The following is a 16,405-nucleotide window of genomic DNA, read 5'->3' as shown; positions in this document are numbered from 1 at the left end:
CAACTCACATGCCTATGTGAGTTGGTAAAGTTTACTTAGTCATCTATGTCTTGCTTGCTAAGCCAATTATCTAATTTCTGCATATCTTGCTCTGCCGCTTGATTAAGCTGCTCTACCCAGTCATGAACATTTTGCCACCAAGCAGGGTGGTCACCTTGTTGGATCTCGTTAGCTATTTTTTGTACCCTAGCTAAACCAACAGATCCGGCGGCACCCTTTATTTTATGAGCCTGCGAGCACACTTCATCTTTTTCATCAGCACTTAAGCTAAGTTGCAGAATGTCCATGTATTCGGGCATGTTTTCTTGGAATACTTTCACACTAGTGCGCACCATTTCATGGCCTATGGTATCCACTAACATTTGTAATAATTCTAAATCTAAGAAAGTATTCAATTCGTCTTTCTTAGGTTCTTCTTTTGGTTGATGGGGCTCAATTGGCAACTCGCAGAACAGACTATTGAATACCTCAATAATTCGACTCTTTTTAACTGGCTTGGCAATTACATCGTCCATACCATTTTCGAGATACTCGTCACGGGTTTTAATCACGTTTGCCGTTAAGGCAACAATACTGGTTTGTTCTACAAGTGACTCTTCATGGAGTACGTTTGCCACTTCAAACCCGTTCATATCTGGTAGCTGAATATCCAGTAAAATAAGATCGTATTCTTTCTCTCTTGCTTTATCGATAGCCTCTTTACCTGTCATAGCAACGTCTACATATTGCCCTAGCTTTTCAAGCAATGCTTTGGCTACCATCACGTTAAGCTCTATATCTTCAACCAATAGGATCTGTAAACCAGTAACCTTCAAAGACTCAACTTGGATGGGCTTTTTACTGATAGCTAAGGGCAGCTCAACCGTGAAACAAGTTCCTTTACCAATCTCACTGCTTACGCTTATTTTGCCGTTCATCAAGGATACCATTTCTTGACAGATGGCTAAGCCAATTCCTGTTCCGGTAGCACTTTGATGTTCAGGTAAGTCAACCTGGTAATACATAGCAAAAATCTTATCTAATTCTTGCTGCGGGATCCCAACACCCGTATCGCGTACATTAAAGGTAACTTTACTGGTAGCCGCATCAATAGGCTCTGCTTTAACCTCTAAAGACACTGTACCTTTTTGCGTAAACTTAACCGCATTAAACAAGAGGTTCCAGAGGATCTGTCTTAATCGAGTACCGTCTACTTCGACCAAAGCTGGCAGTGGCTCATGGACTTTAGCCACGAAGGTAAGTTCTTTATCCTCTGCCAATAACTCTATGATACTACCTAGCTCAGAGGTGAAGTCGTTCAATGAAACTGTTTTTAACGACAGCTCTAATCTGTCTCTATCTAAACGGTCTAAGTCAATGATGTCATTAAAGATATTGCCTAAAGTAATGCCACTAGCATAAATTGTACTTACCCAAGCAAACTGTTCACTAGTAAGGTTGGTGTCTCGCAACATGCGACTTAAACCAACGATACCGTTTAATGGTGTACGTAATTCATGGCTAATAGTGGCAATAAAGGCAGTTTTATCTTTACTGGCTTTAGCTACAACATTTTCCGCTTTTTTACGCTCTGTGATATCACGGCCAAAGGCTAGTAGACCAAGACGAACATTTCCCTCTCCATAAAAGGGAACCTTACGCATTTCAAAATAGCCTCTTCGTCCATCAGCAAAGCGCAACCATAATTCTTCGGTAATGCTTTCATTGTTTTCAAGCACCTTATGATCACTTGCAACTACTTGTCTGGCTAATTCTTCGTCATACACCTCATGTGGTGTTAACCCTATAAGCTCTTGTTCAGTTTTCCCTGTCATTTGTTCTGCCACTCGGTTACAACCGGCAAAACGCCCTTCTTCATTACGGTAATACACTAAATCAGGAGAAGCATCGATGATAGACCGCAACAAGGTAGACAACCTCAGCGCTTGCTGCTCTTTATCAGAACGGTCTTCAATCTCCCGCTCTAAATCACTAAACACACTTTCACGCTCTAATTGTGCGTTCTTTCGCTGTTCGATTTCATGGTTAAGCTGTTTAATATTGTTTTGTAAGGTGCGATTTAACAGTTCGTCATCTTTTCGCAAACGCTCTAACTCTTTGACTGCATCGGCTAAGCTTGCTCTTGACTGCTCAAGTTTTTTTACCAGCTGGAAAAAATACCAAAGCACCCACGGCGCACTAAGCAAAGTTAATAAGGTCGCACTTATAAAGTCTTCAGTGTGGGCTGGGTTGCCTATCCACACTCGAATGTAATATGAGCCTGCAAAATTAAAAATTAATGTAAAAATGACAAATATAGTAGCGGCTTTAATCGCTCCAAAACGTCTTATAAATTGTGCAAAGCGAATTGCCCATGGTTCAACTGAAGCAGGTTCTGACATTTTTTAAGGTCTCAAATTAAAATAGTTCATCAGGTTATCTTGTTATGCTAACAAGAATGTTAAAAGGATCATAATTCAGCGCGCATTTATTATCCATGGCACACCCAAAAGATGACTAAAGATTCATTTTTTATGAATAATTACCCAAAACAACATTTATAAATAATTCACTAAAATCCTTAGATAACGCTATTTGAGAACAAAAACGCCAAAAAACTAACATTTTTTTATAGCATATAACTAAGCAAAAAAAACAATGTATCCAATTGTTTTTTATGTAAAAAATATCAATTAAATCCCTTATATTTCAAAAAACCGAAATTCCAAAATAGATGATAATTGATTTATAAAATGATACTCGGTATTTTGTACCTCCTGCTTAAGATAAATATTCGATACTCGACTGGTATCCCCAAGAAAAAATACGACGTAAAGTAAGCGCTAGAAGTATGAGTTCATTTCATATCCTGCCCGTGCTTTGGATTTATAATTGGCAATATAAATATACAAGATACTGCCCAGTCGAATATTGAAGGAGTGAACATTATGAGTTTATATCATCCGAATGATTCGAAAGATAATTGTGGATTTGGCTTAATTGCCCACACTCAAGGTGAGCCTAGTCATAGATTAGTCAGTACTGCGATTGAAGGGCTGGACCGTATGCAACATCGTGGCGGTATTGCTGCTGATGGCATTACCGGTGACGGCTGTGGTCTTTTAATGCAAAAGCCAGACGCATTCTTCCAAAAAGTTGCTGAAGAAAATGGTTGGAATTTAAGCCATAAATACGGCGTTGGTGTAATTTTCTTAAATCAAGATCCGCAACTTGCTGAAGCTGCTAGAGCAGTTTTAACAGAAGAGTTAGAAAAAGAAACTCTTAATATTGTTGGATGGCGTGTTGTCCCTACTGACGACACTATTTTAGGTGACTTAGCTGCTTCTTGTGTTCCTCAAATTGAACAAATATTTGTCAATGGTCCTCCAGGGTGGCGCTCACAAGATTTAGAGCGACGCTTATTTATGGCTCGTCGTCGTACCGAAAAACGCTTAGCTGAAGATGAAGAATTCTATATTGCCAGCTTGTCTAGCTTAGTTACCGTATACAAAGGCTTGGTAATGGCCGGCGATTTACCTAAATTTTATCTAGACTTAGCTGATGAAGATATGAAATCAGCTATATGCGTATTCCATCAACGCTTCTCTACAAACACTTTACCTCGTTGGCCACTGGCGCAACCCTTTAGATTTTTAGCCCACAACGGTGAAATCAACACAATCCGTGGGAATAGAGACTGGGCCAGAGCGCGTACTGGCAAGTTCAAGACGCCTCTACTTCCAGATCTTGCAGATGCAGCACCGTTTGTAAATGAAGTGGGTTCAGACTCTTCTTCATTAGATAATATGCTCGAGCTATTTTTAGCTGGCGGAATGGATTTATTCCGTGCCATGCGTCTACTTGTGCCGCCCGCATATCAAAACAACAAGACCATGGATGAAGACTTAAAGGCCTTCTACGAGTTTAACTCGATGCACATGGAGCCTTGGGATGGCCCTGCTGGCATAGTATTAACCAATGGCCGCCATGCTGCCTGTAACCTAGACCGTAACGGTTTACGTCCAGCTCGCTACGTCATTACCAAAGATGGCTTAATCACACTTGCATCAGAGGTAGGTATTTGGGATTACGAATCATCTGAGGTGGTTGAAAAAGGCCGTGTTGCACCAGGTGAAATGTTAGCTATCGATACTGAGTCAGGAAGAATTTGGCGTTCTAACGAAATAGATGATGATTTAAAATGTCGTCACCCATATAAAGAATGGTTAGATCACAGCATTCGCCGCCTTGCGCCAATCGAAGAGTGCGACGCACCAGAAATCGGCAAACGTATGTTTGACGATGAAATGATGAACACTTACTACAAGCAATTTAATGTAAGTTATGAAGAGATAGATCAAGTCATTAAAGTGTTGGCAAAAGATGGTCAAGAAGCAACAGGCTCGATGGGTGACGATACCCCAATGGCTGTACTGTCTGGTAAGAGTCGTAGCATTTATGACTATTTCCGCCAACAATTTGCCCAGGTAACTAACCCGCCTATCGACCCATTACGTGAAAACCACGTTATGTCGTTAGCCACCTGTATTGGCCGTGAGAAATCAGTATTTACAGAAACCTCTGGCTATGCAGACCGAGTCCTATTCGACTCGCCTGTCATGGTTTATACCGATTTAAAGCAGCTTCGTGAATACGATCCTGAGCATTACTATACAGAATTTGTTGAGCTGAATTACAACCCTGATGAAGGTCTTAAAAAAGCCATCAGCCGAGTGTGTGATGAAGTTGAACACTTAGTTTCACACAAGCGTGCGGCCTTTGTTATTTTATCTGACCGCGCGATTAAAGCTAATCGTATTCCTATTCCTGCTGCCATGGCTGTAGGTGCAGTACAAAAACGTTTAGTAGACAAAGGGTTACGCTGTGACGCTAACATAGTTGTTGAAACAGCTACGGTACGCGACCCACATCATTATGCTGTATTGTTAGGTTTAGGTGCCACTGCGATTTACCCATTCCTTGCTTACGAAACCATTGAGCAAATGTGTGATAACAATGAGTTAGATATCACACCTATGCAAGCCATCATTAATTACCGTAAAGGTATTAATAAAGGCCTTTATAAAATCATGTCAAAAATGGGCATATCAACCATTGCCAGCTACCGTTGTTCTAAATTGTTTGAAGCAATTGGAATAGACGAAGCAGTAATGGAAGCCTGCTTTAAAGGTGTTCCTAGCCGTATTCAAGGTGCAGGGTTTGATGATTTCCAACAGGATCAAATAAACTTAAATCGTGTTGCTTGGCTTAAACGCAAGCCACTTTCCCATGGTGGTCTATTAAAATATGTTCACGGTGGTGAGTATCACTCATACAACCCAGATGTTGTTACTACACTGCAAAAAGCAGTAGTAAGTGGCAACTATGAGGACTATCAAAAATATAGCGCATTAGTTAACGAACGCCCTATCGCCTGTTTACGAGATTTACTGGCACTTACACCGTCAGCTGAAGCTATCTCCATAGATGAAGTTGAGCCGGCTGAAAACCTCTATCCACGTTTTGATACAGCCGCTATGTCTATTGGTGCACTTAGCCCAGAAGCTCATGAAGCACTTGCCATAGCAATGAACCGCTTAGGTGGTAACTCTAACTCTGGTGAGGGTGGAGAAGATCCAAAACGTTTTGGTAATGAACGTAACTCTAATATTAAGCAAATAGCCTCTGGCCGCTTTGGTGTTACGCCTCACTACTTAGTGAACGCAAAAATATTGCAAATTAAGGTGGCACAAGGTGCTAAACCTGGTGAAGGTGGACAACTACCTGGTGATAAAGTTAACAAGTATATCGCTGAGTTACGCCACTCTGTACCTGGCGTAACATTGATATCACCTCCACCTCATCACGATATTTATTCAATCGAAGATTTAGCACAGCTAATTTTCGACTTGAAGCAAGTTAACCCTAGTGCACTGATTTCAGTGAAATTAGTATCGGAGCCTGGCGTAGGGACCATAGCTTGTGGTGTTGCAAAAGCATACGCCGACTTAATAACCATATCTGGCTACGACGGCGGCACAGGTGCTAGCCCTCTAACATCAGTTAAGTACGCTGGTAGCCCTTGGGAACTAGGCTTAGCTGAAACCCAGCAGGCACTAGTAAGTAATGGTTTACGCCATAAAGTACGTGTCCAAACAGACGGTGGTCTAAAGACAGGTTTAGATATCATCAAAGGTGCTATTTTAGGAGCTGAAAGCTTTGGTTTCGGAACCGGGCCAATGGTTGCATTAGGATGTAAATACCTAAGAATTTGTCACTTAAATAACTGTGCGACAGGTGTAGCAACTCAAGATGAAAATCTACGTGATAACTACTTCATCGGCTTACCAGAAATGGTAATGAACTACTTTAAGTTTGTGGCACAAGAAGTACGTGAAATTATGGCATCTATGGGTGTTCGTAAGCTAGATGACTTGATTGGTCGCACGGATCTTCTAGAGGTTTTAGATGGCGTCACGGCAAAACAGACTAAGTTAAACTTAAGTCCAATTTTGACTAAGCCTGAAGCTGGCGATCATACTAAAATGTTCTGTAGCCAAGAAACCAATGATCCAATTGATAAAGGTGACTTAAACCAACAACTGCTTAATGACGTGCGCCAAGCTGTCGAAAGTAAGAAAGGCGGTACCTTTAATTACAATATTCGTAACACAGACCGTTCAGTGGGCGCCATTTTGTCAGGCTTAATCGCGCAGCACCATGGCAACAAGGGTATGGATGAACATCCAATCAAACTGAACTTCACAGGTACAGCTGGCCAAAGCTTTGGTGTATGGAATGCCGGTGGGCTAATAATGAAGATTGCAGGTGATGCTAACGATTACGTTGGTAAAGGTATGGCTGGCGGTAAGCTAATCATTCACCCACCTACAAACTCAACGTTTAAATCCAATGAAAGTGTTATTGTGGGTAACACATGTTTATACGGTGCAACAGGCGGTAAATTGTACGCCGCAGGTTTAGCCGGTGAACGTTTTGCTGTACGTAACTCTGGAGCGATAGCTGTTGTTGAAGGGATTGGTGATAACGGCTGTGAATATATGACTGGCGGAATAGTCGCAGTACTAGGACGCACAGGCGTTAACTTTGGCGCTGGTATGACAGGTGGTTTTGCTTACATACTTGATGAACAAGGCGATATAGATCAACGAGTTAATAGTGAGTTAGTGGAAATGTTGTCAATAGTCGACAAGGCCATTCTAACAGAGCACCTACGTGGTTTGATTAACAAGCATTACGAAGAAACTGGCAGTCAACATGCCCATAATATTCTCAGTAATTTTGCTAGTTATTTACCTCAGTTCAGACTGGTAAAACCAAAAACCAGTGATGTTAAAAACTTACTAGGACACATAAGTCGGTCAACTGCCGAACTTCGTGTTCAAGTGCAATAAGGGGTATCACATGTCGAAGAATGTATACCAATTTGTTGATGTAGAGCGTATTGATCCACCTAAAAAGCCGTCTCACATCAGACGTGAAGAGTTTGCTGAAATTTATCAGCCAATGAGTGACAAACAAGTAGAAGGTCAAGCTGATCGCTGCCTAGATTGCGGAAACCCATATTGTGAGTGGAAATGTCCAGTACACAATTATATTCCGCAGTGGTTAAAGCTTGCCAACGAAGGGCGAATTTTTGAAGCTGCAGAGCTATCCAGTAAAACCAATACCTTACCTGAGGTATGTGGGCGAGTTTGCCCACAGGACCGTCTTTGTGAGGGGGCGTGTACCCTAAACGATGATTTTGGTGCGGTTACTATAGGTAGCATTGAAAAGTACATTACAGACACAGCCTTTAAACAAGGCTGGAGACCTGATATGTCTGGTATTGTGGCCACCGACAAAAAAGTTGCCATAGTAGGTGCAGGTCCAGCTGGACTGGGCTGTGCTGACATCTTAGTTCGTAATGGTGTAAAGCCGGTTGTTTTCGATAAATACGAGAAAATTGGTGGGCTTTTAACCTTCGGTATTCCAGCATTCAAACTTGAAAAAGAAGTACTGGATTTACGTCACGAAATATTTACTGAGATGGGCATTGAGTTTGTTTTAAATACCGAAGTAGGTAAAGACATTCCGTTCCAACAACTGCTAGACGAATACGATGCTGTGTTTTTAGGCATGGGCACATACAAGCCAATGCAAGGTGGTTTTGAAAACGAAAAAGCACCTGGAGTATATGAAGCACTACCATTCTTAATTGCTAATATTAATCGTCATATTGGTCTTGAAAAAGATCCCAGTGACTTTGTTGATATGAAAGGTAAAAAGGTGGTTGTACTAGGTGGTGGTGATACCACAATGGATTGTGTTCGTACCTCAATTCGCCAAGGGGCAACCAAAGTAACCTGTGCTTATCGTCGTGATGAAGCAAGCATGCCTGGTTCACGCCGTGAGGTTGTAAATGCAAGAGAAGAAGGCGTAGAGTTTGAGTTTAACTTGATGCCTTTAGATATAGCTGTAGACGAAAATGGCAAAACCATAGGTGTGACTATGGTGAAAACTGAAATGGGTCAACCTGATGCAGAAGGCCGTCGTCGTCCAGTGGTTATCGAAGGTTCAGAGCACTTACTAGAAGCCGATGCGGTTATTATTGCGTTTGGTTTTCAACCTAGCCCTGCTAGCTGGTTTGCAGACTTTGGCATTGTACTTGACGAAAAAGGCCGCGTACGCGCGCCAAGAAATGGCAAGTACGCATTCCAAACATCTAACCCTAAGATATTCTCAGGCGGAGATATGGTTAGAGGCTCAGACTTAGTGGTAACAGCGATAGATGAAGGACGAGTTGCAGCTGAAGGTATAATGGACTATTTAAATGTCTAATATCTAAGCCGACGTGCGTAATAAAAAAGCCGCTCAACCGAGCGGCTTTTTGTTAGTTGGTGACTTTCACTTCGAGTTAATCCTAGAGTAAAAAATCAAATAGTAAATTTAGTATTATTCTTAACAAAGCAGCGTGCCAGAAACAAATCTATTAACGTTATGAGTTTTCTTTATTTTTGCGACGTATTTCACCTAACATTTCATCACAATCCTTACATTGCTGTAAAATTTTACTAAATACTTGCTTGATTTGCTCCGTACTAGCCTGACCGTCAATCAAGACTTTACCCAACTCGGCATTTAATGTGATGCTATTAAGAGGATTTCGCATATTGTGAACAAACTTATCAAATTCACTTGCGGTAAACTTATACATTAACTTTGCTCCACTAATCTTGAGTCAGCTACCTCTAATGAACTTTCATAGCTATAACAATTTTTGCCCTTACTTTTGGCTTTGTATAACTGCTCATCAGCTTGATGCAGAAGCTGTTCTAAAGTAAGGTTTTCATTGGCATTGGCCGATGCTTTAAACACTGCTAAACCAATGCTCACTGTTACTCTTTTGTGTACTGGGCTTCCTGCGTGTTCTATATTCAAGTTTCGCACCCGCTCTAATATTTGCTCTGCGACAACTATGCAGCCCTCGATATCTGTATTTTGTAAACTTACCGCAAACTCCTCACCACCATAGCGCCCCACTAAGTCGGTTTCTCTTTGCTGTACAGCTGTAATGGCTTTAGCGACTTTCTTTAGGCAGTCATCTCCTTCTGCGTGACCGTACATATCGTTAAATGATTTGAAATTATCAATATCAATCATCATAACCGACAAACAATTTCCCATTCTCACGGCAGCAGCATAGTGTTGTAGCAACATAGTATCTAATTGGCGACGATTGGCTGCCCCTGTAAGGCCATCAACACAGGATAATATTTCTAACTGCTTGCGATAATAAATCAGCTCCATTTGATTCTTAACGCGAATTCGTAAGATACTCAAGTTAACGGGTTTAGTTACATAGTCCACTGCCCCTAACAACAAGCCCTTTTCTTCCTCTTCGACATCTGTGGCTGCGGTCACAAATATAATTGAAATATGAGAGGTGATGGGATCAGACTTTAATATTGAACAGGCTTCATAACCATCCATTTCTGGCATATCTACGTCAAGTAAAATAAGGTCTACTTCTTCATGGATAGCGTACTGTATCGCATCCTTGGCGTTATCTTTTACCACCACATTATAATAGAGGTCGAACAAGCCTATCATTGCCTGCAAATTAGCTTGGTAATCGTCCACTATCATCAAAGTTTGTTTTTTAAGTTCAGGAATGCTGGGGGAAGTCTGAAAACTTGATTTTGATTGCATGTGCAGCAATCTGGTATTAGTCATGTAACGCACTCCTAAATATGTACTTCATAGCATACAATTACTTTTTTAAGTTTACTGTTAAGCAGATATAACACCAACTTTTATAAAAGCATAACATATTGAATATTATAGTATTATTTGAACCAGCATTAGGGCGGCAACCAGTAAGTTTGACTTTTCAGCTGACGAAGTTACCCAAAGAATGTGTAGAATTTACAAATATAGATAATTGATTACCAGTCACAGAAGTTAGTTAAGGCTGCAAACAAAAAACCGTGACAAAAGGTGGTTGCCACGGTTCTTATTAAATGACTTTTTGTTATGGGGGTAAATCAGTTGTTGCTGGCGATGCCTTTATAATTAATACAAGGCTAACGAATAGCAAACAAACGCTTATACAACCTCTTCAGCAATTTGTTTTAAGGCCTTCTCAAATATTTCAGTAGGCTGGCCGCCACTTATTAAGTGTTTATTATTCACTATTACCGCTGGAACAGAGCTAATACCGGCAGACTGATAGTGCTGTTGCTGTTTTCTGACGTCTGCGGTGTATTTATCAGACTCTAAAATAGCTTGTGCTTCTGCTACATCTAAACCAACTTTTTCAACTACAGACAATAATTGTTCAGCATCACTTGGGTTGCCGTTTTCTTTAAAATACAAATCAAACAAAGCCAGTTTTAAGGCCATTTGTTTATCTCGCCCTAGCTCTTCAGCCCAGTGCAATAACCGGTGGGCATTAAATGTATTGTAAATCATGCCACCACCACGGCGCTCACCAAACTCATATCCAACAGATAAGCCTCGCTGCACTATGGCTTCACGGTTTTGTGCCGCTTGCTCAGGGCTTATACCGTACTTCTGTGTAATGTGCTCGGTAATTTCCTGCCCTTCCTGTGGCATCTGTGGATTGAGCTCAAAAGGCTGCCAAGTAATACTTGCTTGAATACTTGGAGCTAGATTACTCAAAGCCTTTTCTAATGCTTTGTAACCAATAATGCACCAAGGGCAAGATACGTCCGAGACAATATCAATGGTTAAGGTTTTATTTGTAGGTAGGCTAGGCAAAAGTATTACTCACTCATCATAGTGCTTAATGCACTTGTTAAATCACCGATAGTACGAACCTGCTTAAAATTTTCAGGTTCAATAACCTTGCCAGTTTCAGTTCTAAGCCGAACCACCAAATCCACTACATCTATGCTATCGATGTCTAAGTCTTGATAGATATTGGCTTCTGGTACGATATCAGCTTCTTCAATTTCAAACTCTTCGACCAAAATGGTTTTCACCATGGATAATATTTGTTCTGAATTCATAAAAATGCCTATTCTGCGTTTTGCGCTTTTAATACAAAGTCATGTAAACTTTTTACTGAATAGAAGTACTTTTTACTCTCCTCAGTATTTCCATCAATTTTAACTTTGTAGGCTTTTTTGATGGCAACCCCAAGCTCAAGTGCGTCAATAGAGTCAAGACCTAAACCGTCCACAAACAATGGTGCTTCATCTTCTATGTCATCCGGGGTGACATCTTCTAAATCTAACGCTTCAATGATCAGGTTTTTTATCTCAAGGATAAGATCACTCATTTCACTTCCTTTTCTAACTGCATTCGAATAACTTCAATTGGGGCTAATAATACCAGTCAATGAACCATTAGCAACTTATCATCAATACACAATAACCTTTGATTTTAGCCTTTCTTAAAACCTTAACTTTTAGTCAATGTCCAAGCTTGATTATTAACCGCCCCTTGCCAGCTTGTCGCTTCACCATAGTAAAACTTTAAGAAGTCTAAGGATTGAACCTCTTGATTCACTTGGTTTGTTAAATCTTTGCTTTGCAAAGTAAAGTGTTTTTCATTGGGTTTGCTGGCTTTTAATAACATCCCAATTCCCACAGATTCATTTGTATCAACATAGTCTAGGTAGCAATCGGGGACACTTAAATCGCTATACACGTAGAGGATTTCTTGTAGTTGATTAGCTTGCAACTTAGCCAAGCTGTCTATCAAGCCTGCCAAAAAGCTCGCCTTACCGGCAGCTACCGCAGATATAGGTGCATGATTTTTAGTATAAATACTATATAAGCCAGACACTGCATTGTGCACAGATAAACCAAATTGAGTGGGGGATAACCCTTCTTTTTCTGCAACATTTTCAATGAGCTTAGTGGTACGGTTAAGATCACCGTGGCGAGAAGAAAACACACATGGTAAATCACCTTCAAAGTGATCACTTGCTTCTAAGGCGCAATGCAAGCTCACCTTAGCAAAAGGACTTAAACGACGTCTCTGCATAGGTGGAATAGTCTTTAATGAAGGTAGTGTGATATCCGAGGAAAAATCAAGCTCTCCAGCTTGCCATAGACGCCAATCATGTTCAGTTTCAAGCCCTGGGGCCCAAGCAACACACTTAGCAACCTGAAAGGTTAATTCCATTCATTATTCTCCAAATTTTTGAGCTGGGCATTCTACAAATTAGTAAAGAGTGAAGCAAACCCAGACTAAAATAAAACTTTTTGCGGTGATATATTTAAGCTTGAGTGACTTAATAAACTCAAACAATATTTCTCTTCCTCAAGAAAGTGTTTCTGGATGTGCCATTGATTTTCTTTGTCATATAAAGAGGGTAAGTCAATTTTTGTAATGTCAATTAGGGTCAGCTGATAGGCTTTAATGTAGGCTTCTTTTGCAGTCCATAGTTGATAAAAAGTATTTCTTTTATCTTCACTATCTTTAAATAGCCGCTTCTCGGGTTCAGAGCAAAAATGATTGATTAGCTCCGAATAGTTTCTGTCTTTTATAAACTCAACGTCCAAACCAATCTTCTGCTCAACCACAGATATAGCCACAGCGACTATATTTTTACTATGGCTAATAGAGATATAAAATTTATCATGTGTGTCAGTCACTACCCATTCACAGTAGTGGTTGAAGGTGTAATTATGCTCAACAGGGATATCATAATACTTCAACAAGACTTGCTTGATTAAATATCTAGCTAACCCAAATTGCTGTTTACGTGACACTTTTTTAAAACTCACGTAGCGCTGACAATCTTCGGTATTTAATAACAAAAATAAGCCTTGGTCGGTAATGCTACATTGCTGCATATCACAGTAGAAGACCTGAGTATCTCTTGTAAAAAAGTCATCATCTGTATTGAATTTAGGCACTTTTTCCACTTAGATTGGAACTTAAAAAACCGATTATTCATGTTAAACTAGGCCAACAAAAGTCTCAACTCCAGATATTCTTCTATGCCTTACCCTAATATTCTTTCTCCGCTAAGCCTAGGTTTTACCACACTTAGCAACAGGATCATTATGGGGTCTATGCATACAAATTTAGAAGAGCAGCCAGATGGATTTAAAAAGCTCGCAGCCTTTTACGCTGAAAGAGCTGCAGGAGGGGTGGGCTTAATTATTACAGGGGGAGTGTCTCCAAACAGCTCAGGGATTCTTGCACCAAAGCGGGCCATTCTAGAACACAAAAGCCAGATTGCTGAACATAAACAAGTTGTAGATAGCGTACATCAATATCCCACAAAAATATGCTTACAGATTTTACATGCGGGTAGATACGGTTATCACAATGAACTTGTAGCCCCAAGTGCACTGCAAGGACCAATCGTACCTTTTACCCCCCACCCTTTAAATGAGTCTGAAATAGAGCAGCAGATTGAAGACTTTGTGAACTGCGCGGAGCTGTCTAAAATGGCGGGGTATGATGGCGTTGAGATCATGGGGTCAGAAGGGTACCTAGTTAATCAATTTTTATGTTTGCACACCAATAAACGAAGTGACGCTTGGGGGGGAAGTTTTGAAAATAGAATTCGTTTCCCCTTAGAAATAGTAAGGCGTATCCGCAAAAGAGTAGGCGAACACTTTATTATTATCTTTCGCCTCTCAATTCTTGATCTGGTTGAGGACGGCAATAACATCGAAGAGGTAGTGCAACTAGCATTGGCGTTAGAAGATGCAGGCGTCAACATTATCAACAGTGGTATAGGCTGGCATGAGTCGAGGATCCCCACCATTGCGAGCGTCGTACCCAGAGCAGCATTTAGCTCAATCACAGCTTCAGTAAAAAAACACATCAATATTCCAATTGTTGCTTGCAATAGAATAAACACGCCAGCAGTTGCAGAGGCAATTTTGGCAAACGGTGACGCTGATATGGTATCTATGGCCAGACCATTTCTAGCAGACAGCCATTTTGTTAACAAGGCCAAGAATGATGCCGCCCATACAATCAATACCTGTATTGCTTGTAATCAAGCATGTTTAGACCCAATTTTTAAAGGTAAAGTAGCCAGCTGCTTGGTCAACCCTAGGGCTGCATTTGAAACAAGTCTGACATTCCCAAATACCGACACCCCCAAAAACATTGCCGTGGTTGGCGCAGGCCCCGCTGGCGCTATGTTTGCAATTTATGCCTCTCAACGTGGCCATAAGGTGAGTGTTTTTGAGGCAACGGCACAATTAGGTGGTCAGTTAAACTTAGCAGCTAGTATTCCTGGGAAAGCAGAATTTAAGGAGTTTATTCGTTACTTAAAGGTATCCATTACCCAAAATAAAATTAATATTAAGTACAACACTATTGTAAGTAGTGACGAACTAAACACCTTTGACGAAGTCGTTATCGCAACTGGCACTACACCGCAAAAATTAGATATACCCATAGCGCCAGAGGCAAATGTGTTAAGTTACATTGAGGCCATCGAGCAAACGCCTGCCCTTGGTAACAGGGTTGCTATTGTAGGCACGGGAGGTATTGCCTTTGATGTAGTCACCAAACTGACTACCACTGCAACTGAACACCTACCCTTAACCCAACAAAGCAATATTTTTGCTAACCACTGGGGCATTGATTTAAACAACGACATTCGGGGAGGTAAAACGAATAAACCCAAGCCATCTGTTTGCGCACCAGAAATAACTATGTTGCAACGCTCCGTTCGCAAGCCTGGCACTGGCTTAGGTCAAACCACAGTGTGGATCCATAGAGAAGAGTTTAAGCAAAAGAATATTAAAACCTTAACAAAGATTAATTATCGGAAAATTATTTCCAATGGACTGGAGTTAGAAAGTAGAGGTAAAGAGTTTGTTTTAGAGGCAGACACCATCATTATTTGTGCTGGCCAACAATCCAATAACAGCCTTGATTACCAAGACTTAAAAGTTCCCTATCACCATATAGGCGGCGCCAAACAAGTCAAAAAACTAGATGCAATGTTAGCGATACGTCAAGCCGCAGAATTGGCGTCAATAATATAGTAACATGCTTGTTCTACAATATAGCGAGCCTGTACTTAGTACCTCTACAATCCTAAATTAAAGTAGAAAATAAATATCGTGATCATATTCTTAAGTAAAATTTGGCGTTTTTTGGGTACGGCTTTTTGCTTTGCCATATTTGGACTTGGCGGCATTATTATTGCCAGCTTATGGTTGCCGTTTTACAGATTAAAATATAAAAATGATGAAGATAAACGCAAGCAAGCCTGCCGATATGCAGTGCACCTGACCTTTAAAAGCTTTGTTTGGCTGATGTATATAGTTGGGGTAACCAAAGTAGATGTAAAAGGGTTGGAGGTTCTTAAACGGGCTAAGGGCAAAATTATTATTGCTAATCACCCTTCTCTTATCGATGTTGTTGTTCTAATTTCTATTGTCAAAAACGCAGACTGTATAGTTAAACATTCACTACTACAAAATGTTTTCACCAGAGGTATTATCAAAAATACAGGCTATATCAGTAATGCCGATCCCGAAGATTTAATTACAGACTGTAAAACATCATTAGAAAAGGGATGTAATCTTATTATTTTTCCTGAAGGTACTCGAACCTTTCCTGGAACAGAGTTTAACTTCAAAAGAGGTGCCGCAAACATAGCGCTACGTAGTGAGAAAAACTTTCAACGAGTATTAATTAAAGTCACGCCACCAGCTCTCACTAAAGGCTTACCTTGGTATAAAGTGCCTGAGCGAAAAATCCATATGAAGTTAGTGGTTTTAAATGAAATAGATACAAGTGTTTATTCATCACAAGGCATAAGTAAATCGGTACGTGAGTTAACCAGAGAGCAGCAACGGAGCTACAGGGAAGACTTCGCGAAATTTGATGATATTTTTGACTCGGCATAATACTAGCGCTGTCTTTTGCAGAAATAACACTCTCATCTAATACCCTTTAGTAACTATTC

At 40.5% G+C, this 16,405-nt stretch carries 12 protein-coding genes; 4 read left to right on the top strand and 8 right to left on the bottom strand.

The features are described 5' to 3' along the window. Nucleotides 1-35: 35 nt before the first annotated feature. Nucleotides 36-2,381, bottom strand: coding sequence for an aerobic respiration two-component sensor histidine kinase ArcB (gene arcB / locus ACMUMK_RS12830; protein WP_414701542.1), 2,346 nt, complete (start codon nucleotides 2,379-2,381; stop codon nucleotides 36-38). A 546-nt stretch (nucleotides 2,382-2,927) separates the two neighbouring features. Between arcB and gltB the strand changes: the two genes are divergently transcribed. Together gltB and ACMUMK_RS12820 are read left to right on the top strand one after the other, a co-directional pair. Beyond that, nucleotides 2,928-7,394: a glutamate synthase large subunit gene (gltB, locus tag ACMUMK_RS12825; protein ID WP_414701541.1), complete on the top strand. Its 4,467-nt coding sequence runs from the start codon at nucleotides 2,928-2,930 to the stop codon at nucleotides 7,392-7,394. Between the two features lie 10 nt (nucleotides 7,395-7,404). Beyond that, on the top strand, nucleotides 7,405-8,820 hold the full coding sequence (locus ACMUMK_RS12820) for an FAD-dependent oxidoreductase (RefSeq protein WP_414701540.1): 1,416 nt from the start codon (nucleotides 7,405-7,407) through the stop codon (nucleotides 8,818-8,820). Nucleotides 8,821-8,977: 157 nt separating this feature from the next. Here the strand turns inward: ACMUMK_RS12820 and ACMUMK_RS12815 are convergent, their stop codons facing one another. From ACMUMK_RS12815 to ACMUMK_RS12785, 7 genes are all read right to left on the bottom strand, one after another. After that, nucleotides 8,978-9,196: a histidine kinase dimerization/phospho-acceptor domain-containing protein gene (locus tag ACMUMK_RS12815; protein WP_414701539.1), complete on the bottom strand. Its 219-nt coding sequence runs from the start codon at nucleotides 9,194-9,196 to the stop codon at nucleotides 8,978-8,980. Then, nucleotides 9,196-10,215, bottom strand: coding sequence for a diguanylate cyclase (locus ACMUMK_RS12810; protein ID WP_414701538.1), 1,020 nt, complete (start codon nucleotides 10,213-10,215; stop codon nucleotides 9,196-9,198). The genes ACMUMK_RS12815 and ACMUMK_RS12810 overlap by 1 nt, the downstream gene beginning before the upstream one ends. Nucleotides 10,216-10,587: 372 nt before the next feature. Next, nucleotides 10,588-11,262, bottom strand: a complete 675-nt coding sequence (locus ACMUMK_RS12805) for a DsbA family oxidoreductase (protein WP_414701537.1) — start codon at nucleotides 11,260-11,262, stop codon at nucleotides 10,588-10,590. 5 nt (nucleotides 11,263-11,267) lie between these two features. Beyond that, the gene (locus tag ACMUMK_RS12800) at nucleotides 11,268-11,513 is read right to left on the bottom strand and encodes an acyl carrier protein (RefSeq protein WP_414701536.1); all 246 of its coding nucleotides are present in this window, start codon (nucleotides 11,511-11,513) and stop codon (nucleotides 11,268-11,270) included. Nucleotides 11,514-11,521: 8 nt separating this feature from the next. Next, a complete protein-coding gene (locus ACMUMK_RS12795; protein WP_414701535.1) occupies nucleotides 11,522-11,785 on the bottom strand; it encodes a phosphopantetheine-binding protein in 264 nt (87 codons plus the stop codon). 122 nt (nucleotides 11,786-11,907) lie between these two features. Next, on the bottom strand, nucleotides 11,908-12,636 hold the full coding sequence (locus tag ACMUMK_RS12790) for a beta-ketoacyl synthase chain length factor (RefSeq protein WP_414701534.1): 729 nt from the start codon (nucleotides 12,634-12,636) through the stop codon (nucleotides 11,908-11,910). A gap of 65 nt (nucleotides 12,637-12,701) precedes the next feature. Next, entirely contained in the window at nucleotides 12,702-13,373 is a 672-nt protein-coding gene (locus ACMUMK_RS12785) for a 4'-phosphopantetheinyl transferase family protein (RefSeq protein WP_414701533.1), read from the bottom strand. An 84-nt stretch (nucleotides 13,374-13,457) separates the two neighbouring features. On the opposite strand from ACMUMK_RS12785, the gene ACMUMK_RS12780 reads away from it, so the two are divergent. Continuing rightward, entirely contained in the window at nucleotides 13,458-15,476 is a 2,019-nt protein-coding gene (locus ACMUMK_RS12780) for an FAD-dependent oxidoreductase (protein WP_414701532.1), read from the top strand. A 78-nt stretch (nucleotides 15,477-15,554) separates the two neighbouring features. Continuing rightward, entirely contained in the window at nucleotides 15,555-16,346 is a 792-nt protein-coding gene (locus ACMUMK_RS12775; protein ID WP_414701531.1) for a lysophospholipid acyltransferase family protein, read from the top strand. The last annotated feature ends 59 nt before the right edge of the window (nucleotides 16,347-16,405 follow it).

The sequence above is a fragment of the Paraglaciecola sp. 2405UD69-4 genome (assembly GCF_047525415.1).
GTDB lineage: Bacteria > Pseudomonadota > Gammaproteobacteria > Enterobacterales > Alteromonadaceae > Paraglaciecola.
Note: the sequence above shows the minus strand (reverse complement) of the source record. Positions and strands in the feature narration are given on the sequence as shown.

Excerpts from the sequence above, each read along its gene's own strand:
- arcB (WP_414701542.1), bottom strand. The coding sequence starts at position 2,381 with ATGTCAGAACCTGCTTCAGTTGAACCATGGGCAATTCGCTTTGCACAA.
- gltB (WP_414701541.1), top strand. The coding sequence starts at position 2,928 with ATGAGTTTATATCATCCGAATGATTCGAAAGATAATTGTGGATTTGGC.
- ACMUMK_RS12820 (WP_414701540.1), top strand. The coding sequence starts at position 7,405 with ATGTCGAAGAATGTATACCAATTTGTTGATGTAGAGCGTATTGATCCA.
- ACMUMK_RS12815 (WP_414701539.1), bottom strand. The coding sequence starts at position 9,196 with ATGTATAAGTTTACCGCAAGTGAATTTGATAAGTTTGTTCACAATATG.
- ACMUMK_RS12810 (WP_414701538.1), bottom strand. The coding sequence starts at position 10,215 with ATGACTAATACCAGATTGCTGCACATGCAATCAAAATCAAGTTTTCAG.
- ACMUMK_RS12800 (WP_414701536.1), bottom strand. The coding sequence starts at position 11,513 with ATGAATTCAGAACAAATATTATCCATGGTGAAAACCATTTTGGTCGAA.
- ACMUMK_RS12795 (WP_414701535.1), bottom strand. The coding sequence starts at position 11,785 with ATGAGTGATCTTATCCTTGAGATAAAAAACCTGATCATTGAAGCGTTA.
- ACMUMK_RS12790 (WP_414701534.1), bottom strand. The coding sequence starts at position 12,636 with ATGGAATTAACCTTTCAGGTTGCTAAGTGTGTTGCTTGGGCCCCAGGG.
- ACMUMK_RS12780 (WP_414701532.1), top strand. The coding sequence starts at position 13,458 with ATGCCTTACCCTAATATTCTTTCTCCGCTAAGCCTAGGTTTTACCACA.